The sequence below is a fragment of the Escherichia sp. 20412-1 genome (assembly GCF_003027595.1).
GTDB classification, from domain to species: Bacteria; Pseudomonadota; Gammaproteobacteria; order Enterobacterales; family Enterobacteriaceae; genus Escherichia; species Escherichia marmotae.
The window spans coordinates 1-20,343 of the sequence record NZ_PYQM01000026.1 but is presented as its reverse complement, the minus strand read 5'-3'; the positions used below and the strand labels follow the sequence as shown (position 1 = coordinate 20,343).

General features: G+C 51.2%; 18 protein-coding genes. 13 read left to right on the top strand and 5 right to left on the bottom strand.

What is annotated here, in order from left to right; translation table 11 throughout:
• Positions 1-8: 8 nt before the first annotated feature.
• From C7B16_RS16575 to patD, 4 genes are read left to right on the top strand one after another with little or no spacing between them, the layout of a single operon-like run.
• The gene (locus C7B16_RS16575; RefSeq protein WP_000220424.1) at positions 9-1,022 is read left to right on the top strand and encodes an ABC transporter ATP-binding protein; all 1,014 of its coding nucleotides are present in this window, start codon (positions 9-11) and stop codon (positions 1,020-1,022) included.
• Entirely contained in the window at positions 1,023-1,964 is a 942-nt protein-coding gene (locus C7B16_RS16570) for an ABC transporter permease (protein ID WP_001516417.1), read from the top strand.
• Positions 1,954-2,748, top strand: a complete 795-nt coding sequence (locus C7B16_RS16565; protein WP_000555487.1) for an ABC transporter permease — start codon at positions 1,954-1,956, stop codon at positions 2,746-2,748. Before C7B16_RS16570 ends, C7B16_RS16565 begins: the two co-directional genes overlap by 11 nt.
• Positions 2,749-2,769: 21 nt before the next feature.
• Positions 2,770-4,194 (top strand): aminobutyraldehyde dehydrogenase, encoded by a 1,425-nt coding sequence (patD, locus tag C7B16_RS16560; RefSeq protein WP_107179917.1) that lies wholly within the window; start codon positions 2,770-2,772, stop codon positions 4,192-4,194.
• Between the two features lie 98 nt (positions 4,195-4,292).
• Here the strand turns inward: patD and yncL are convergent, their stop codons facing one another.
• Complete coding sequence (yncL, locus tag C7B16_RS16555; protein WP_071985532.1) at positions 4,293-4,388, bottom strand: stress response membrane protein YncL; 96 nt, start codon at positions 4,386-4,388, stop codon at positions 4,293-4,295.
• A 193-nt stretch (positions 4,389-4,581) separates the two neighbouring features.
• On the opposite strand from yncL, the gene C7B16_RS16550 reads away from it, so the two are divergent.
• A complete protein-coding gene (locus tag C7B16_RS16550) occupies positions 4,582-4,755 on the top strand; it encodes a GhoT/OrtT family toxin (RefSeq protein ID WP_001516416.1) in 174 nt (57 codons plus the stop codon).
• Between the two features lie 85 nt (positions 4,756-4,840).
• Positions 4,841-5,074: a DUF2526 family protein YdcY gene (ydcY, locus tag C7B16_RS16545; RefSeq protein WP_000018633.1), complete on the top strand. Its 234-nt coding sequence runs from the start codon at positions 4,841-4,843 to the stop codon at positions 5,072-5,074.
• Here ydcY and C7B16_RS16540 read toward each other — a convergent pair whose 3' ends face one another.
• Positions 5,075-5,524 carry a DMT family transporter gene (locus tag C7B16_RS16540; RefSeq protein WP_001076542.1) on the bottom strand — a complete coding sequence of 150 codons (450 nt, stop codon included), beginning with the start codon at positions 5,522-5,524 and terminating at the stop codon, positions 5,075-5,077. It lies immediately after the preceding gene.
• A complete protein-coding gene (locus tag C7B16_RS16535) occupies positions 5,521-6,039 on the bottom strand; it encodes a GNAT family N-acetyltransferase (protein ID WP_001516415.1) in 519 nt (172 codons plus the stop codon). The genes C7B16_RS16540 and C7B16_RS16535 overlap by 4 nt, the downstream gene beginning before the upstream one ends.
• 184 nt (positions 6,040-6,223) lie before the next feature.
• Here C7B16_RS16535 and curA point away from each other — a divergent pair, with 184 nt between their 5' ends.
• The gene (curA, locus tag C7B16_RS16530; protein WP_016248713.1) at positions 6,224-7,261 is read left to right on the top strand and encodes an NADPH-dependent curcumin/dihydrocurcumin reductase; all 1,038 of its coding nucleotides are present in this window, start codon (positions 6,224-6,226) and stop codon (positions 7,259-7,261) included.
• A gap of 38 nt (positions 7,262-7,299) precedes the next feature.
• On the opposite strand, the gene pqqU is transcribed toward curA, so the two are convergent.
• The gene (pqqU, locus tag C7B16_RS16525) at positions 7,300-9,402 is read right to left on the bottom strand and encodes a TonB-dependent receptor PqqU (RefSeq protein ID WP_000689392.1); all 2,103 of its coding nucleotides are present in this window, start codon (positions 9,400-9,402) and stop codon (positions 7,300-7,302) included.
• A 241-nt stretch (positions 9,403-9,643) separates the two neighbouring features.
• Between pqqU and C7B16_RS16515 the strand changes: the two genes are divergently transcribed.
• Complete coding sequence (locus C7B16_RS16515; RefSeq protein ID WP_000550691.1) at positions 9,644-10,705, top strand: YncE family protein; 1,062 nt, start codon at positions 9,644-9,646, stop codon at positions 10,703-10,705.
• 197 nt (positions 10,706-10,902) lie between these two features.
• On the opposite strand, the gene ansP is transcribed toward C7B16_RS16515, so the two are convergent.
• A complete protein-coding gene (gene ansP / locus C7B16_RS16510; RefSeq protein WP_001516412.1) occupies positions 10,903-12,402 on the bottom strand; it encodes an L-asparagine permease in 1,500 nt (499 codons plus the stop codon).
• A gap of 844 nt (positions 12,403-13,246) precedes the next feature.
• Here ansP and C7B16_RS16500 point away from each other — a divergent pair.
• The 5 genes from C7B16_RS16500 to C7B16_RS16480 form a co-directional block, all read left to right on the top strand.
• Complete coding sequence (locus C7B16_RS16500) at positions 13,247-13,777, top strand: hypothetical protein (protein WP_016248712.1); 531 nt, start codon at positions 13,247-13,249, stop codon at positions 13,775-13,777.
• Complete coding sequence (locus C7B16_RS16495; RefSeq protein WP_072024143.1) at positions 13,774-14,130, top strand: hypothetical protein; 357 nt, start codon at positions 13,774-13,776, stop codon at positions 14,128-14,130. Before C7B16_RS16500 ends, C7B16_RS16495 begins: the two co-directional genes overlap by 4 nt.
• A 221-nt stretch (positions 14,131-14,351) precedes the next feature.
• Entirely contained in the window at positions 14,352-16,346 is a 1,995-nt protein-coding gene (locus C7B16_RS16490; protein WP_105269169.1) for a type VI secretion system Vgr family protein, read from the top strand.
• Between the two features lie 51 nt (positions 16,347-16,397).
• The gene (locus C7B16_RS16485; RefSeq protein ID WP_000141610.1) at positions 16,398-16,850 is read left to right on the top strand and encodes a DcrB-related protein; all 453 of its coding nucleotides are present in this window, start codon (positions 16,398-16,400) and stop codon (positions 16,848-16,850) included.
• 18 nt (positions 16,851-16,868) lie between these two features.
• Positions 16,869-20,343, top strand: a 3,475-nt coding sequence (locus C7B16_RS16480) for a DUF6531 domain-containing protein (RefSeq protein ID WP_107179916.1), incomplete at its 3' end; no start/stop codon positions are given.

The window sequence follows — 20,343 nt, the reverse complement described above, 5'->3', positions numbered from 1 at the left end:
GGTGTTTTATGACGTACGCAGTGGAGTTTGACAACGTTTCTCGGTTGTACGGTGACGTGCGCGCGGTAGATGGCGTCAGTATTGCGATAAAAGATGGTGAGTTCTTTTCAATGCTGGGGCCGTCCGGCTCCGGCAAAACCACCTGTCTGCGGCTAATCGCTGGATTCGAACAGCTTTCTGGCGGGGCAATTACTATTTTTGGTAAACCCGCCAGCAATCTGCCACCGTGGGAGCGGGATGTTAATACCGTTTTCCAGGACTACGCGCTGTTTCCCCATATGTCGATTCTCGATAACGTGGCCTACGGGCTGATGGTCAAAGGCGTTGAGAAAAAACAGCGTTACATCATGGCGCAAGAGGCGCTGGAAAAAGTGGCGCTTGGTTTCGTGCTGCAACGTAAGCCGTCACAGCTTTCCGGTGGTCAACGCCAGAGGGTCGCCATCGCCAGAGCGTTAGTGAACGAACCGCGCGTGTTGCTACTGGATGAGCCGCTCGGCGCACTGGATCTTAAGCTGCGCGAGCAGATGCAACTGGAGCTGAAAAAGCTGCAACAATCCCTCGGAATCACTTTTATCTTTGTCACCCACGATCAGGGCGAAGCATTATCGATGTCCGATCGCGTGGCGGTTTTCAATAATGGACGTATTGAGCAGGTTGATTCACCGCGCGATCTCTATATGCGTCCGCGTACGCCATTTGTCGCGGGATTTGTCGGGACATCCAACGTTTTTGAGCCGCTGATTGCGGAGAAACTTTGCGGCATGATGGGGAGCTTCGCATTGCGCCCGGAACATATCCGCCTCAATACACCTGGCGAAGTGCAGGCCAATGGCACGATCCAGGCGGTGCAATATCAGGGGGCGACGACTCGTTTTGAACTGAAACTTAGCGGCGGTGAAAAACTGCTGGTCAGTCTGGGCAACATGACGGGCGAAGAACTACCCGCCACGCTCACGCCTGGTCAACAGGTGATGGTTTCCTGGTCCCGCGATGTGATGGTGCCTCTGGTTGAGGAGAGGTGAATGGCGATGAACGTATTGCAGTCACCTGCGCGCCCCGGCATGGGGAAGATGTCGGGTTTTTTCTGGCGTAAACCGGGGCTTGGGTTGTTTTTACTGCTGCTTGGCCCGTTGATGTGGTTTGGCATCGTCTATTTCGGCTCGCTGCTGACACTGTTATGGCAGGGGTTTTATACCTTTGATGATTTCACTATGTCGGTAACGCCGGAACTGACGCTGGCGAATATACGCGCACTGTTTAACCCGGCTAATTACGACATCATCATCCGCACACTGACGATGGCAGTGGCGGTGACCATCGCCAGCGCTATTCTGGCCTTTCCGATGGCGTGGTACATGGCGCGCTACACCAGCGGCAAAATGAAAGCGTTTTTTTATATTGCGGTGATGTTACCGATGTGGGCGAGCTACATTGTTAAAGCCTATGCCTGGACGTTATTGCTGGCGAAAGATGGCGTAGCGCAGTGGTTTTTGCAACATCTGGGGCTGGAGCCACTGCTGACGGCGTTCCTGACACTTCCGGCTGTGGGCGGCAATACACTGTCTACTTCCGGGCTGGGGCGTTTTCTGGTGTTTCTTTATATCTGGCTGCCGTTCATGATCCTGCCTGTGCAGGCAGCGCTGGAGCGTTTACCCCCGTCACTGCTGCAGGCATCGGCAGATCTCGGCGCGCGCCCACGGCAAACTTTCCGCTATGTGGTGTTACCGCTGGCGATCCCGGGTATTGCCGCAGGTTCTATCTTTACCTTCTCGCTAACGCTGGGCGACTTTATCGTTCCGCAATTGGTGGGGCCGCCGGGGTATTTTATCGGCAACATGGTCTACTCCCAGCAAGGGGCGATTGGCAATATGCCGATGGCTGCAGCTTTCACTCTGGTGCCGATTGTTCTTATCGCACTGTATCTGGCGTTCGTGAAACGCATGGGGGCGTTCGATGCACTCTGAACGCGCACCGTTGTTCCTCAAACTGGCGGCCTGGGGCGGCGTGCTTTTTCTCCATTTTCCCATCTTGATTATCGCCGCCTATGCGTTTAACACCGAGGAAGCCGCATTTAGTTTTCCACCACAAGGCTTGACGCTGCGCTGGTTCAGCATAGCAGCACAGCGTAGCGATATTCTTGATGCCGTGACACTGTCACTTAAAGTGGCGACGCTGGCGACATTCATCGCGCTGGTGTTAGGAACACTGGCGGCCGCGGCGCTCTGGCGGCGTGACTTTTTCGGCAAAAGCGCCATTTCACTGTTACTGCTGTTACCCATTGCATTGCCTGGCATTGTCACTGGTCTCGCACTATTAACGGCCTTTAAAACGATCAATCTGGAGCCAGGCTTTTTCACTATCGTGGTTGGTCATGCGACTTTTTGCGTGGTGGTCGTCTTCAACAATGTCATCGCCCGTTTTCGCCGTACCTCGTGGAGTCTGGTGGAAGCGTCAATGGATCTTGGAGCCAATGGCTGGCAAACCTTCCGCTACGTGGTGTTGCCGAATCTCAGTTCGGCGTTACTGGCGGGGGGAATGCTGGCGTTTGCCTTGTCGTTCGATGAAATCATCGTGACGACTTTTACCGCGGGTCACGAACGGACGTTACCACTGTGGTTGCTCAATCAGCTTGGGCGACCGCGTGATGTACCGGTAACCAACGTTGTGGCACTGCTGGTTATGTTGGTAACAACCTTGCCGATCCTGGGGGCCTGGTGGCTAACCCGTGAAGGCGACAAGGGTCAATAACCACTGAAATGGGAATATGCTATGCAACATAAGTTACTGATTAACGGAGAACTGGTCAGCGGCGAAGGGGAAAAACAGCCTGTCTATAATCCGGCAACGGGAGAAGTATTACTGGAGATTGCCGAGGCAACCGCAGAGCAGGTTGATGCCGCTGTTCGCGCGGCAGATGCCGCATTTGTCGGGTGGGGGCAAACCACGCCGAAAATGCGTGCGGAATGCCTGCTGAAACTGGCGGATGTTATCGAAGAGAACGGTCAGGTTTTTGCCGAACTGGAGTCCCGTAACTGTGGCAAACCGCTGCATAGTGCTTTTAATGATGAGATTCCGGCGATTGTCGATGTCTTTCGCTTTTTCGCCGGCGCTGCGCGCTGCCTGAATGGTCTGGCGGCGGGTGAATATCTTGAAGGTCATACATCAATGATTCGCCGCGATCCATTAGGTGTTGTGGCCTCTATCGCCCCCTGGAACTACCCGTTGATGATGGCAGCGTGGAAACTGGCTCCGGCGCTGGCGGCGGGGAACTGCGTAGTGCTTAAACCATCAGAAATTACACCGCTGACTGCGTTGAAACTGGCAGAACTGGCGAAAGATATCCTCCCGCCAGGCGTGATCAACGTACTGTTTGGCAGAGGTAAAACGGTGGGTGATCCGCTGACCGGACATCCAAAAGTGCGCATGGTGTCGCTGACGGGGTCTATCGCTACCGGTGAGCACATCATCAGCCATACAGCACCATCCATAAAGCGCACCCACATGGAACTGGGCGGTAAAGCACCAGTGATTGTCTTTGATGATGCAGATATTGAAGCAGTGGTCGAAGGTGTGCGCACCTTTGGCTATTACAATGCCGGACAAGATTGCACTGCTGCCTGTCGTATCTACGCGCAAAAAGGTATTTACGACGCGCTGGTGGAAAAACTCGGTGCCGCAGTGGCAACGTTAAAATCTGGTGCACCGGATGATGGTGCCACAGAGCTGGGGCCGTTAAGCTCACTGGCACATCTCGAACGCGTCAGCAGGGCGGTGGAAGAGGCGAAGGCGACGGGACACATTAAGGTGATCACCGGCGGTGAAAAACGGCCGGGTAACGGCTATTATTATGCGCCTACACTGCTGGCCGGTGCGTTACAAGAAGATGCCATCGTTCAAAGAGAGGTATTTGGCCCGGTAGTGAGCGTGACGGCCTTCGACAACGAAGAGCAAGTGGTTAACTGGGCGAATGACAGTCAGTACGGGTTGGCCTCTTCGGTGTGGACGAAAGATGTCGGTCGGGCGCATCGCGTGAGCGCTCGTCTGCAATATGGCTGCACCTGGGTCAATACCCACTTCATGCTGGTCAGTGAAATGCCGCACGGCGGGCAGAAACTTTCAGGTTATGGCAAAGATATGTCACTTTATGGGCTGGAAGATTACACCGTAGTACGCCACGTAATGGTTAAGCATTAAGGATAGTGTTGTAAATCTGGAGAGTGTGAGAGGATCTAACCTACTGTCAGAGAGTTGATTTCTCTCTGACAGTACGTGCTGCGTGCAATATCGCTACATCAAATAAACCAACCAAATCTCATAGAGATAAGAGTAAACAACCCAACAGCAGCAAAGAGATTTATCAGCACTACAGTTTTACTGGAAACGTTCATTTTTGCCACCTTTTGTCATAGCCCCTATGTGTATAGTACGGGTTGGGAAAATCCGCAATCATACTCATTCTGAAGATGGACAAGAGCATGCCGTAGGTTATTGAATTTATCTTAAATGGATTGAAAACTTGATGCGCATCAAGAAATGACGCATATTTGCGCGCGTTTTATTCACCTGGCTGGATGCCTGTACATGTCTCTTTTTCAATGTTTGCTTGTTTTTTATGCTGTTATGGCAGTAATCGCCTTTCTTATTACCTGGTTTCTTTCCCACGATAAGAAGAGCATTCGCTTTCTGAGCGCCTTTCTGGTGGGGATCACATGGCCGATGAGTTTTCCAGTGGCGCTACTGTTTTCACTGTTTTAAATCTTACTCGCTGGCTTGACGGCACAACGCAGACTTATATCATTTGAGTGAATCGATAAATTTCACAAGTGGCTAAGGAGAAAGTATGTCGCATCTGGATGAGGTCATCGCGCGCGTGGATGCCGCGATTGAGGAGAGCGTCATTGCCCATATGAACGAATTGTTAATCGCCCTGAGCGATGACGCAGAGTTAAGCCGGGAAGATCGCTACACCCAGCAACAGCGTTTGCGCACAGCAATCGCCCATCACGGACGCAAGCATAAAGAAGATATGGAAGCGCGCCACGAACAGTTAACGAAAGGTGGTACCATCCTCTGATTAAAACGTGCGTCTGGCCACCAACCAGGCGCCAACTACCAATAAAACCGCTCCGCAAATTGGACCAATCAACGCCCGAAGTGGCACGCCATGACTGCGGAAAATATCCAGTACCAGACCTCCAATAAGTTGGCTGGCGACCAGTACTGCAATAGTCGTTGCCGCCCCCACATTTTGATACCCGCTGATACTGGCGAAGACAAAAAATGATCCCAGCAAACCAGGGATTAGAGTCCACCAACGCACGCTGGACACCAGTTCGCCAAACCCTGCCATCCCTTGTTTAAACCACAAAATAGACACGAACAGCACAATTCCCACCAGTGAGTTCAGTAGCATGGCGATGAGAATGGTGGAGGAGGTCTGAGTGATGCGCACCATCAATGTGTTTTGCACCACCAGGCCAATCCCGGCGGCGATCAAAAAGGCAAGGGTAAGCGACTGATTCATCCGATAGCGTCCGGTTCACTGCGTTCGTCGAGTTGCAACTGCATAAAGGTGAGATCCAGCCAGCGACCAAATTTAGTGCCTACCTGCGGCATTTGTGCGGTGACGACAAATCCCAGCGACTGGTGTAGATGCAGCGAGGCCTGATTTTGCGACTCGATCCCGGCAACCATGACATGCTTCCCGCAATCCCGCGCTTCATCAATCAACCGGCTTAACAATTTGCGCCCAAGACCTTTGCCCTGATGATCCGGATGAACATATACCGAATGTTCCACTGTATGGCGAAAACCGTCGAAACTACGCCAGTCACCAAATGAGGCATACCCCGTGACAACGCCATTTTCTTCGCTCACCAGCACCGGATAACCGGATAATGTTCGCGCTTCAAACCAGGCGATTCGGTTATCTGCATCCACCGTTTGGTCGTTCCAGATAGCCGCCGTATACAACACGGCGTGGTTATAAATTTCTGCAATTGCAGCACAATCGGCTTTGCGGGCAAAACGGATGGACATGTCGAGCCTCTATAAAACATCGAATAGTAATGATGCTATCAATACTATCGAAAACAGCCGGAAGCAACGCAATCTATAATGAAATTATTGTGTGTTGCTGGACGAATGTGATGCATACAAACACATCTCACCACGTGAGCCTGCTACCATTGATGGATTCATGCCAAAAGCACAGGAGATCATTATGGGGCAACAAAAGCAGCGTAACCGCCGTTGGGTTCTGGCCTCGCGTCCGCATGGAGCGCCGGTTCCGGAGAATTTCCGTCTGGAAGAAGATGACGTTGCCACGCCAGGTGAAGGTCAGGTGTTACTGCGCACAGTTTATCTGTCGCTGGACCCGTATATGCGCGGGCGCATGAGCGATGAGCCATCCTATTCACCACCGGTTGATATTGGTGGCGTGATGGTTGGCGGCACGGTGAGCCGGGTGGTGGAATCAAATCATCCGGACTACCAGCCTGGCGACTGGGTGCTGGGCTACAGCGGCTGGCAGGACTACGACATATCCAGCGGTGATGAACTGGTGAAACTTGGCGATCAGCCACAAAACCCTTCGTGGTCGCTGGGTGTGCTGGGGATGCCTGGTTTTACCGCTTATATGGGCTTGCTGGATATCGGTCAACCTAAAAAGGGGGAAACGCTGGTGGTTGCTGCTGCAACCGGCCCTGTTGGCGCAACGGTGGGGCAAATCGGCAAACTGAAAGGCTGTCGGGTGGTGGGTGTTGCCGGTGGCGCTGAAAAATGCCGCCATGCTACTGATGTACTGGGTTTCGATGTTTGCCTTGATCACCATGCGGATGATTTTGCTGAACAACTGACGAAGGCGTGTCCGAAAGGTGTTGATATCTATTATGAAAATGTGGGCGGTAAAGTGTTTGATGCCGTGTTGCCGTTGCTCAATACATCCGCGCGTATTCCTGTCTGCGGCTTAGTGAGCGGCTATAATGCGACGGAATTGCCATCTGGTCCGGATCGTTTACCGTTGCTGATGGCCACGGTGCTGAAAAAACGTATTCGTCTGCAAGGCTTTATTATCAGCCAGGATTATGGGCACCGGATCCATGAGTTCCAGCAGGAGATGGGGCAATGGGTGAAAGAGGGGAAAATCCATTATCGCGAGCAAATGACCGACGGTTTAGAAAATGCCCCACAGACTTTTATTGGCCTGTTAGAAGGTAAAAACTTCGGCAAAGTCGTTATTCGTGTGGCGGATGACAATTAACAAAACAGGTGGCGGTGTTATACCGCCACCACGTAATATTATTCAAACCGCCATGCGAGATTTACGCCAATACCATAATTCCGTCCAGGTGCTGGCTCGTAATATCGGCCATTGGATTCATTAACAATCACCGATCCGACATATTCTTTGTCGAATAAATTATCGACCCGGCCAAATAAATCCACCGTCATATTGCGGTAATTATATTTATAGCCGGTAAACAAACCAACGAGAGTATAAGAGGGCGCTTTTGCCGTGTTTTCGTCATCAGCCATAATATCGCCCATATATCGCGCTTCTGTACCGGCATACCAGCCTTCTTCTGGTACGTAACCTAAAGACGCAAAACCCATATTGCGGGCGATCCCTGGCATCCGGTTACCATTACAGTTCTGATCGTTACAAACGTTGCTGCGATATGTTGCATCAAGCCAGGTCCACGACGCTTTTACGCGGAAATCTCCGGCGAAACGTTGATCCCACGCCAGCTCGGCTCCCTGACGACGCGTCTTCCCGGCATTTTTATAAGTGGTACGCCCACCGCTACTGCTATCGACAACGATTTCATCATGAGTATCGGTCTGGAACACTGCGAGGCTAAACAGACCATCGCCAATACGCGTTTTACTGCCGATTTCGATTGTATCGTTGGTGGACGGTTTTAAACCAAAGTTCATCCCGCTTTGCCCATCGGCACGGTATGAAAGTTCATTAATGGTCGGCGTTTCAAAGCCGCGTCCCGCTGCCAGATAGATATTCCAGGCATCGGTGATGGCGTATTTTAACGATCCGGCTGGCAGCCATTTGTGATAACTGGCATCTCCGCTGTCATCGCCGTTACCGGGAGTAATGTAATAATCGTTGGAATCAAACCATACTGAGCTATAGCGCACGCCAGCATCCAGTGACAGTTTGTCAGTCAGTTGCCACTGGGTCTGTAAATAGGGATCGACGTTCCACATCAGATTACGCTCGTCGCGGCGCAAATCACCTTTTTGCCCGTATTCTGGTATGCCGTAATTCAAGCGGAAGTTATTGTAGCCCTTGCGGTTTTCACTCATGTTTTCATAGTTTAAACCGGTGGTTAAAGTGAACGGAACACCCAGTTCGCCGCGGTGTGTCCAGCGACTGTCTATTCCCTGATAATGGCGTTGCAGCGTAATCACGCCGCCTGCGTGTGACGGGGTAAGTTGTGGTGCCATCGGGATTGACTGGTACTGGGTCGTTTCACGCTCACCCGCGTACATCATCACGCTCATCTCATCGCTGGCGCTAAGACTACGCTCATAACGCACTCCAGCCTGAGTTTGCTTGATGGTTTTCCGTGTATCGTACTGTTCAGCGCGAGGAGCTTGTTGCGGATCCGCTTTCCATTCTGCTTCGGTCAACCCACCAGGGTCGTTTGCTTTGATATCCACACTATTAAAAATCAGGCTTAATTTGCTGGCATCATCAATACGTACGCCCAATTTGGCATTGGCTAAATTTTTCTGTGCACCACTATGGTCACGGTAGCCGTGGGTCGTAAAACGTGTGGTCGAAACGGTGTAATCGACATCGCCAGCCTGTGTGCCGTCACCCATTGCTCCCGTTGCCTTCAACCCGTAACGCCAGCTACCAAAACTGCCATAGTAACTGCTGGCTTCAATGCCTGACGGTTGTTGCCCCGTTTGTGTGGTGACATTCATCACCCCACCGGAAGCGTTGCCATAGAGGGCGGAAAAGGGGCCACGCAGTACTTCCACGTTTTGCACGCTACTTAAATCGATATTAGACGTTTGTCCTTGCCCGTCGGGCATGGTGGCGGGAATGCCGTCCACATACAGGCGAATCCCGCGGATCCCGTAAGTAGAGCGGGAACCAAATCCACGAATCGACAACTGTAAATCCTGCGCATAGTTCTGCCGGTTTTGTACCTGTAAACCAGGCACGCTGGTCAGTGATTCAGACAAGTTAATGCGCGGTGTTGCCAGGCGCATCTCTTCGCCATCAACCACACTGACCGCCGCTGGGGTATCCAGCTCTGAAACCACCTGTGGTGTGGCACTCACAATCATGGTTTGTTCATTAGCGGCAAAAACGGATGGGGAAAGGACAATCAGCGCAGATAAGACAGTCTGTCGGACGGAAAAAATCTTCATGAAAAAAGCCAGGTTAAGAATGGAAAAACATCGCTATGGTAATGAATTTGTAAATTTATAGAAAACAAAACGGCACGATACGTTAACCAATTGAGAAAATTGTAGTCGTAACAGCAAGAAATACTCCACATTTGAGAAAATAATGATTACCATTCCCATTTATAACAAGGGTGTAACGAAGATTACGCTCAGCGAAGTACTGTGAAGCAGCAAAAATATCGGTTCATCAAAGGGAGTCGTCATGCATTTACGTCATCTGTTTTCATCGCGTCTGCGTGGTTCATTACTGTTAGGTTCATTGCTCGTTGCTTCATCATTCAGCACGCAGGCAGCGGAAGAAATGCTGCGTAAAGCGGTAGGTAAAGGCGCTTACGAAATGGCTTATAGCCAGCAGGAAAATGCGCTGTGGCTCGCTACATCGCAAAGCCGCAAACTGGATAAAGGCGGGGTGGTTTATCGTCTCGATCCGGTCACTCTGGAAGTGACTCAGGTGATTCATAATGATCTCAAACCGTTTGGCGCCACCATTAACAATGCCACCCAGACGTTGTGGTTTGGTAACACCGTAAACAGCGCGGTCACGGCGATCGATGCCAAAACGGGCGAAGTGAAAGGGCGTCTGGTGCTGGATGATCGTAAGCGCACGGAAGAGGTGCGCCCGCTGCAGCCGCGTGAACTGGTAGCAGATGATGCCACGAATACCGTTTACATCAGCGGTATTGGGAAGGAGAGCGTGATCTGGGTGATTGACGGTGAGAATATCAAACTGAAAACTGCCATCCAGAACACCGGTAAAATGAGCACTGGCCTGGCGTTGGATAGCAAAGGCAAACGTCTCTATACCACCAACGCTGACGGTGAATTGATTACTATCGACACCACCGACAACAAAATTTTGAGCCGTAAAAAGTTGCTGGATGATGGCAAAGAGCACTTCTTTATCAACATTAGTCTCGATACCGCCAACCAGCGTGCGTTTATCACCGACTCCAAAGCTGCGGAAGTGCTGGTGGTTGATACTCGTGAAGGCAATATTCTGGCGAAGGTAGCGGCACCGGAATCACTGGCTGTGCTGTTTAACCCGGCGCGTAATGAAGCCTATGTGACACATCGTCAGGCAGGTAAAGTCAGTGTGATTGACGCGAAAACCTACAAGGTAGTGAAAACGTTCGATACGCCGACCCATCCGAACAGCCTGGCGCTGTCTGCCGATGGCAAAACGCTGTATGTCAGTGTTAAACAAAAATCCACTAAACAGCAGGAAGCTACCCAGCCGGACGATGTGATTCGTATTGCGCTGTAATCGACACAGGGGAGTTTGTCTTTCGTAGGCCGGATAAGGCGCTAGCGCCGCATCCGGCAAGCGGAGCACAATGCCTGATGCAACGCTGTCGCGTCTTATCAGGCCTACAACATGCATAATTATTTGATTTATTTATAGTTTGTTAGCCGGATAAGGCATTTACGCCGCATCCGGCTTTAAACCGGGCAATTTTGCAATTAACTCGCCGTTTCAGGCTTAAACACAATTTCCTGTTTTTCTTCATCTTCCTCGATGACTGGCGCAGTGCTGTGAACTTCGGCAACGCGTTTACGCACACCAAACCAACCCACAACCAGCAGAATACCGATAACCGGCAGTGCCGCGATGGTATAAGTCCCGTTCGGATAATCGAACGCCATCAGCACCAGGACGCACAGCAAAAACAGTAAAGTCAGCCAGGAAGTGAAGGGCGCGCCGGGGAGTTTAAAACTGACTTCCTGCGCTTTACCTTCTTTAATCGCTTTACGCAGGCGCATCTGGCAAACAATGATAAACGCCCACGAAGCGATAATTCCCAGCGACGCAAAGTTCAACACAATCTCAAAAACGCGCGACGGCACCAGATAATTGAGGAATACGCCGACAACATACACGACCAGCGTCGCCAGAATCCCGGCATACGGAACATGCTGGCGACTCATTTTCGCCATAAAACTTGGTGCAGAACCGCCCATTGCCATTGAGCGTAAAATACGTCCGGTGCAGTACAGGCCAGAGTTCAGGCTGGAGAGTGCGGCGGTCAGCACCACGATATTCATAATGCTGCCGATGTACGGCACGCCAAGTTTAGAGAAGAACGTCACAAACGGACTTTGCCCCGCCTGATACGCACTCCACGGCAATAACATCACCAGCAACAACACGGAACCGACATAAAACAGACCAATACGCCAAATCACGCTGTTAATGGCTTTAGGCACCATGGTCTGCGGATCTTTACATTCTCCGGCGGCAGTTCCCACCATCTCAATGGAAGCGAAAGCAAATACTACGCCCTGAATCAACACCAGTGCAGGCAATAAACCGTGGGGGAAGATACCGCCATTATCGGTAATTAAATGAAATCCTGTGGTGTTGCCATCCAGTGGCTGACCGCTACCGAGGAACACTGTACCCACGACCAGAAAGGTAACAATGGCGAGAACTTTAATCAGCGCAAACCAGAACTCCATCTCTGCAAACCATTTTACACCTATCATATTCATGGTGCCGACGATGGTTAATGCCCCGAGCGCAAATACCCATTGTGGAATATCGCCAAACGCGCCCCAGTAATGCATATACAGTGCAACTGCAGTAATATCGACAATCCCGGTCATTGCCCAGTTGATGAAGTACATCCAGCCAGCAACATAAGCGGCTTTCTCACCCAAAAACTCACGGGCATATGAGACAAAACTGCCACTGGAAGGGCGATGTAATACCAACTCACCCAACGCACGCAAAATAAAAAACGAAAACAAGCCGCAGATTAAATAAACCAGTGCCAGTGCTGGTCCCGCCATTTGCAGTCGGGCACCTGCGCCTAAAAACAAACCAGTACCAATCGCGCCACCAATGGCGATCATCTGCACCTGGCGATTACCCATCGCTTTGTGATAGCCCTCTTCGTGGGCATTAAGCCAGCGGCGTTTCGCGGCGTGTTGATCTGAAGTATCTGTGTCGTGTTTACTCATTGCGCTCCCTGAGTTTCTCGCTAAAAGGTTATATATGACACCACATGGTTTGTTTATTCACCGTGGCAATGACAGCCTTCACCATTATTCTTTATGGGTATAACTGTCGGCGCAGAATCCTACCTGTTATCGTGTAACGATGCAAAATGATCCCGCTCTAAATGTATGGGTATAAAAGCGACTGACGACAAAATAGCAATCTGGTGAAATTATGACTGATACAACTATTGTTGCGTTGAGGGTACTCGATTGCAGACCAGATCTTTTGTTCCTCGTTCGTCGCTCTGAACGCCCGTGGTTTCAGTGGTCACTAGTGTGGTTGGTCGCCAACATATCCCTTCGCTGATTATCACTGAACAGTGAGGGACTGGCGTATGACTGGTTTCAGGGGAATACAACTCTTAAAACATTACTTCAATATAATTTTAATATGTATATCATTCTCGATATTAATTTATGAAGTGAATTTGATATATTCCGAATTCATGATTTACATTACTAATGTATGGAGCATCACGTTAAGATAGCCACGTGCAGATCATGATATCAGGGTGGGGCGGTAGCGTTTACAGATATTAATTAATTGATGAGGATTATGTTATCCGTGCAATCATTTGCATCAACTATTGATATTGAAGATAGATAAACAAAGATACTGAGAGTTAATGTTAAGTAATCGTAATGGGAAACTTTGATAACTTGCTTTGATTTCATTGTCTATGAAGATGATGTCATCAACACTGCATAAAGTGGAAATGTTGAACATCAAAGAGAACCCTATTTAATAAATAATAAAGGAACGTTTGTTTTTTATCTGAAAAATATTCTTTCCAGAAGGAATGAGATGTCATTAAGGAGAATGACATCTGGTGAATTAACATTAGCCAGATCGATTTTTGAGAATACAATTGATTATAACAAGGTATGGATCCACAATGAAAAACCCTTGCCAGGTCAAGGGGAAAGAACAGCGATGACCCCAAACGGGGAAATGTATTATCCTGATGCTGTTTATAGTTCAGATTTTTCATCGCAAGCAATGCCTGGCGATCGTGAAACAGTAGCTGGTGCTTCTCACTTGTTTATTCATGAAATGATGCATGTTTGGCAATATCAGAAAGGGTATTCAGTTAAGTTGCGTGGTTTGTTTTCCTGGGCGGCAAATTATCATTACGATCTTAATTTACAGTCAATTGCTTCTTATTCAATGGAACAACAAGCATCTATAGTTGCTGATTATTGGCTATTGATTAACTATGGATTGGTAGCTGATTTGGCAAATGTTAACTATGTAGGAGATACAACTGAATCAGCGAATACTCTATCGGAAAAATACAAAAAGGTGCTTAATTTATTTCCTGCGGGCGTCATATGAAGAGATTCTTTTTGTTGCTCTTTTTATCGGGATGTACTGTTGGTGATTATGTTCGTCCATTGTTGCCCGGTAATATATATTTACAAGACGCACGGGTTTGTTCAAAACCAGACGATGGGAATATGATTTCAAATTATATTTTATATGAAGGTAAATATGGTAATGCAATAAAACTGAAAAGAGTGACTGGTCAGTTCGATCCCGTATGTATTGACATAAGTGAGCTATCTTCAGATGTTATTTATATCGGAAAATATATGCTCTCTTCCGGAAGTAAAAAAGAATACTATGGTTTTAGCATAATTAGATCAGGGGGGCGTATTTTAAGACTTGATGATAATCATATCAAATGACAAGTTAAATAATTTCATTGCTTCTATTAATGTGCTTCAGGTGAATATTTTCACCAGGGTAACATGACTGTGCATTCTTCATGGTATATATGGTTGATAGTACCTTCAGTAGCACTCATAAGTATTGAGGTGTTTTATGCCAACGACGAATATTTTGTATATTTTCTTCTCTGTAAGATTTCTTATTAGCACTTAGCCATTCCTAGTTAAAAGGATTAATTATGAGTTTTACAGCTACAGATTACCCATCCGGCACACTAATTGGATCGGGTAAGCATAACGTGACTTTGAGCGGCAGCGCTGTTCCTGATGGAATGTTACTGTTCGCAAGCTTAGGTGGTACAGAAACAGTAGGGGAACTATTTACTTATTCTATTAAATTAAAAACTCCTGACACCCTGAACATAGGCTATGTTTCCCCCGCAGCCAACCTGCAGCTCAAATCGATGGTGGGCAAAGATCTGTGCGTCCATATCGAATTGGATGGCGGCGGAAAACGGTATATCAGCGGGCTGGTGACGGCGGCGCGCGTGGCTGGTCATCAAGGACGCTCGGTGGTGTATGAACTGCGGATCGAACCGTGGTTAAAAATATTGACCCACACGAGTGACTACAAAGCGTTTCAGAATAAAAACGTGGTGGACATCCTGGATGAGGTACTGGATGAGTACCCCTGGCCAGTGGAAAAACGACTGGTGGAAAATTATCCGATTCGCACCTGGCAGGTGCAGTACGGTGAAACAGATTTTGATTTTATTCAGCGCCTGATGCAGGAGTGGGGTATCTACTGGTGGTTTGAGCACAGCGAGAACAGTCACACGTTAGTGCTGGCTGATGCCATTAATGTCCACAAGACATGCGCAGATTCGCCGCTGGTGTGTTATTACCAGAAAGGGCTGAAACTGGACAAGGAGTTTATCCATACCATCACAGCAAATGAAAGCCTGCGCAGCGGACAGTGGGTGCTGAATGATTTCGACTTTATGAAGCCGCGTTCACTGCTGAAGAGCACCGTGGCTAATCCACGTGAAACCGGCCTTGCTGAATATGAGCACTACGAATGGCCGGGAGACTACTTCACAAAGAGTGAAGGTGAAATGCTGACACGCATCCGCATGGAAGAACAGCGTAGCCCCGGTAGTCGGGTACAGGGCAGTGGCAATATTCGTACCCTGATGACAGGTTTTACCTTCATCCTGGAAAACTATCCAACAGCCGAAGTGAACCGGGAATATCTGCTGGCACAGACCACACTATTTATACAGGACAATGCGCAACACAGCGGCCAGGAGCAGCACTTCTCTTACTCAACCAGCTTTGAGTTGCATCCCACCAATGAAGTTTACCGTCCGCAGCGAACTCTGAGCAAACCCCATACCAAAGGTCCGCAGAGCGCCATCGTGACTGGCCCGGCGGGGCAGGAAATCTGGACGGATAAATATGGCCGGGTGAAAGTTCAGTTTGGCTGGGATCGTTACGGTAAGAATGACGAAAACAGCTCCTGCTGGATCCGTGTCAGTTATCCGTGGGCGGGTAAAGGATTCGGTGGCATTCAGATCCCGCGCATTGGTCAGGAAGTACTAGTGGATTTCAAAAACGGTGACCCGGATTTACCCATTATCGTGGGGCGGACATACAACCAGGACACCATGCCTCCGTGGGGACTACCGGGCGCAGCGACGCAAAGCGGGTTTTACAGCCACACCATCGGCGGCGGCCCAACCAATGCTAACGCCCTGCGTTTTGAGGATAAAACTGGCGGAGAAGAAGTCTGGTTGCATGCCGAGAAAGATCAACGCATTGAAGTAAATAATAATGAAAGCCATTGGGTGGGCAATAATCGCCTTAAAGTTATTGATAAAACAGAAACTGCGATTATTGGTGAGAAACGTTCTCTAACAGTCCAGACAGATGATATCTCTCTCGCCGGCGGGGATAAAACAATTCAGACAGTGCAGAATTTACGCCTTGCTGCGGGAGATTCCATTATTCTTAGCTGCGGAGAAACTATCCTGCAAATGACCAGTGACGGAATATTTAATATAACCTGTAAGAATTTTAATATTACAGCAACAGAGAACGGAAAAATAAATACACAATCAGGGCAGCTTGATTTAAACATGAATGACAGAGCGGCAAATATACCTCCGCCTGGAGCATTAGAGAAAACAGCCCTTCAGACGGCAATAGACGTCACCTTCATGACTAAAAAATAAATAAAAACCCATCAAAAAATAATTCGTTTATTAAAAAGGACTCATGCCATTATGACGGAATATTACCTCAATGAGACAGTTATAACTTTCACCGGGAATATTATTCAGGACAGTACCATTAATATGTTGCGGCTCAGCAATCCCGACGCCGCACTCATTATCAGCCGGGGTCAGATGCAGGAAGGAGACGAATTAGCCTCTCAGGTTGAACAGCAAATGAAAAAGCTGGAAAAGCAGGTCAGGGAACTGCACCACACGCCCGTGCAGGTGACCCGCGTGGGGATTAATGACGCTGAGGAAGGGCTGGAGATACAGAGCCAGTTTCTCCGGGGGAACGAGCAGGTGTATCAGTGTCAGGTGGCATTTGTATTGCCGGGTGAGCGGGTCATGATGGCCTTCACTTACGCCAGAACCACACCGCTGACCCCGGCAGACATGACGCGCTGGGCTGAAATTAAAAAGAATCTGCGCTTCAGGATACGGCAGGAAACCAGGACGCATTAATCACACAGGGAACGGGACATGGAAGATGCATTCTGGGCGGCAAGGCAGGGTGATGCCCTGCTGCATACGTCGTTTATGGCAGATGTGCTGGGGGCGGTGCTGGAAGTGGCCGCAAATGTCGTTATTGATGCCCTCATTGTCGGTGCAACCTCGTTACTGGCGGCGTCAGTAGGGATCACGATGGGGTGCACGGCTGTCGTGCTGACCGGTTTTGTGGCGGGTGTGGCGATGGTGTACACCGGCGTGACAGAAACGGTCAGCGAAGCCTGTTCAGACCTCGCAGATATGCTTTTCCCGCCTCAGATTGAAGGTTACATCCTCACCGGCTCTGGTGACACATTGATCAACAGCAAACCTGCCGCGCGGGCAGCGGCCACAGCGGCATCGCGGCAGGAGATTGAGGCGCAGGAAGCGCAGGCGAAGGCGGAACAGGAAGAAGCGCAGCGTCAGGAGGACGCCAGAACGTTCCGGGATGTGGCCGGGGAATATCTGGAAATGGCGGGGGCAATAGCCCTGGCGGTTCATCCGGTGACTGGACCTGTTCTGATGTCCCGGGCGCTGCACGACCAGCTCAGTACGGAAGAAGGGCGTTCTGAGATGGTGGATGGCGTGACACATTTTGTGTCGGAACTATGGCAGCCCACCGTGGCCAGTGCGGCACCTGGCTCCACCCCGACCCCTGACGATAAAATCGACTGCCATAAACATCCTTCCTCACTGACTCAGTTACTCGCACAAAAAAAAGCCGCCTTTCTGGATGACCCTCTGGGAACGGCTCTTAACCTGTTGAGTCCGGACGGTCTGCTGGAAACCGCCTTTCAGGGAGTGAATGCGGTTATTGGTAGTATCAGTAATCTGTTCAAAGGTGATGACGAACCGCCCGCGGCGGAATATATCGCGGAAGGTGCGCGGGATGTGCGTGTCAACAGTCAGCCAGCGGCACGCAGCGGGGCACGCTGTACCTGCGAGGCCAGGGTGGTGAATGCGCCGGGGGACGGGGCGTTTGTGTCACCGGATGTCCGCATTGGCGGTCCGTTACTGGTGGTCAGGGATATCAGAAGCGGCAGGTCGCAGATAACCCTGGTGGCAACCGTGGCGCTGATGTTTCTTCGCCCGGGCAAAATGCTTTCTAAAATCGCCTGTTTTGCTGCCGGTATCGGGATGAGCATGATGACGCAGAAGGCCATCAGCGCCCTCCCGCATCCGGTCAACGCCGCCACCGGGGCCAAATACCTGGCTGATGATGATGACTTCGATTTCAGCCTGCCGGGCCACTTTCCGCTGGACTGGCAGCGTGTGTACAGCAGTCGTGACGAACGCACGGATGGGATGTTCGGTCAGGGCTGGAGCGTGATGTATGAAGTCAGCCTCGAGCGCACACCGGGTAACGCGGACGAAAACTGCATGACCTTTGTGGCGGGTATGGGGCGACGGCTGGATATGGAAGCCGTGCTGCCGGGGAGCGGGTTTTACAGCCCCGGTGAAGGACTGGCAGTACGGCGTGGTGAGCAGGGGCACTGGCTTATCAGCAGCGATGATGGACATTTTTTTCTGTTTGAAGCCGACCCGCATCACCCGCAGCGCCAGCGGCTGAAAATGCTGGGCGACCGTAACAGCAACTGTCTGAATCTGTACTACGACGACCGGGGGCGCATCACTGAAATCCGCGGCGAACAGCAGCGTCCGTGCATCCGTCTGTATTACGAACTGGCGGCGCATCCCCGGCGGGTGACACAGATTTATCAGCATTTCCCTGATACTGCACCTTTACTGCTGCGTCGTTACAACTATGACGAGGCTGGCCACCTGAACGGCGTGCACGACAGCACGGGGCACCTGTTGCGTGAGTTTGCTTACGACGAAAACAACTGCATGACGCTGCACCGGCAGCCCGGCGGCGAAGGATATTATTACCAGTGGGGCTGGTATGAAGGGCCGGATGATGCAGCCTGGCGCGTGACGGGCCACCATACCGACAGTGGCGCACGATACCGTCTGGACTGGCGGATGGCTGAACGTGTGGTATGTGTGACAGACGGGGCGGGCCGGACACGCTTTCATCAGTGGGATGCGCAGAATCAGGTGACGGCGTACCAGGACGAAGCCGGGCAGGTGATGACGTTCCGCTGGAGCGACGAAGAACGACTGCTGCTGGGGATGACCGACGCTCAGGGCGGCAAATGGCGCTATGTGTATGACCGCCTGGGGCATATCACGGAGACGCACGACCCGCTGGGGCGGGTGGCACAGACACAGTGGCACCCGGTATGGCACGAACCGGAAACGGAAGTGGATGCGACGGGGAACAGTTGGCGCTGTGAGTACGATGAACGCGGCAATCTTCTTACCGTGACCGACCCGTTGCAACAAAACACCCGGTATCAGTATGACCGCCACGGCCAGGTGGTACAGATAACCGATGCCCGTGGGGGGAATAAATACCTTCAGTGGAACGAAGACGGGCAGCTCACGCGGCATACGGATTGTTCCGGCTCGCAGACGACCTGGTTCTACGACGAACGCACGCGGCTGATACGGGTGACAGACGCGCAGAGCCACAGCACGCGCTACGGGTATGACGACAGCGGTCACCTGGTGGAGGTGATACTGGCGGACGGCCGCACGGCGCATTACCAGCCGGATGCGGCGGGCAGGCTGGTGAAGTATACCAGCCCGATGGGGAGGATAACGCGCTGGCAACGCGACGGGCAGGGGCGGGTGCGCAGCCGGACGGACGCGATGGGGCGCAGGACGGTATTCGGGTACGACGCCTACGGACGGCTGACCACCCTCACAAACGAGAACGGGGAGTGCTACCGGTTCCGCCATGATGTGCTGGACCGTCTGGCAGAGCAGATAAACCCGGATGGCTGTCGCCAGGCGTACCGTTACAACGCGCTGAACGCGGTCACGGAAGTGGTGTTCACCGGGGAGCGGGGCGGTGAAATCCGTCACCGGCTGGCGCGCGATACGGCGGGCCGGCTCACGGCAAAAGAGACAGCAGAAAGCCGTACAGAATACATCTATGATGCGGCAGACCAGCTACTGGAAATCCGCCGCCAGCGGTCGGATGCCGGGGAAACGGATGCACCGGAGATTATCCGCTTCAGTTACGACAGACTGGGACGGATGCTGACCGAGGAGACGGCGCAGGGCATCTTAACCCATCAGTATGACGAACCGGGCAACCGGACAGCGACCACCTTTCCGGACGGCAGAACGCAGCGCCATCTGTACTACGGCAGCGGTCATCTCCAGCAGATAAATCTGGACCGGGAGGTTATCAGTGAGTTCACGCGTGACGCCCTGCACCGTGAGGTGCTCAGAAGTCAGGGGCGGCTGAGCACGCGGCAGCTTTACGACCCTGCCGGGCGACTGAAGCGCAGGGAGACATACAGCGGGATGCGCGGGGTGGTACCGGACACGTTCACGGACCGGCAGTACAGCTACAACGGTCAGGACGAACTGCTGAAGACGCGGCACAGCCGGCGGG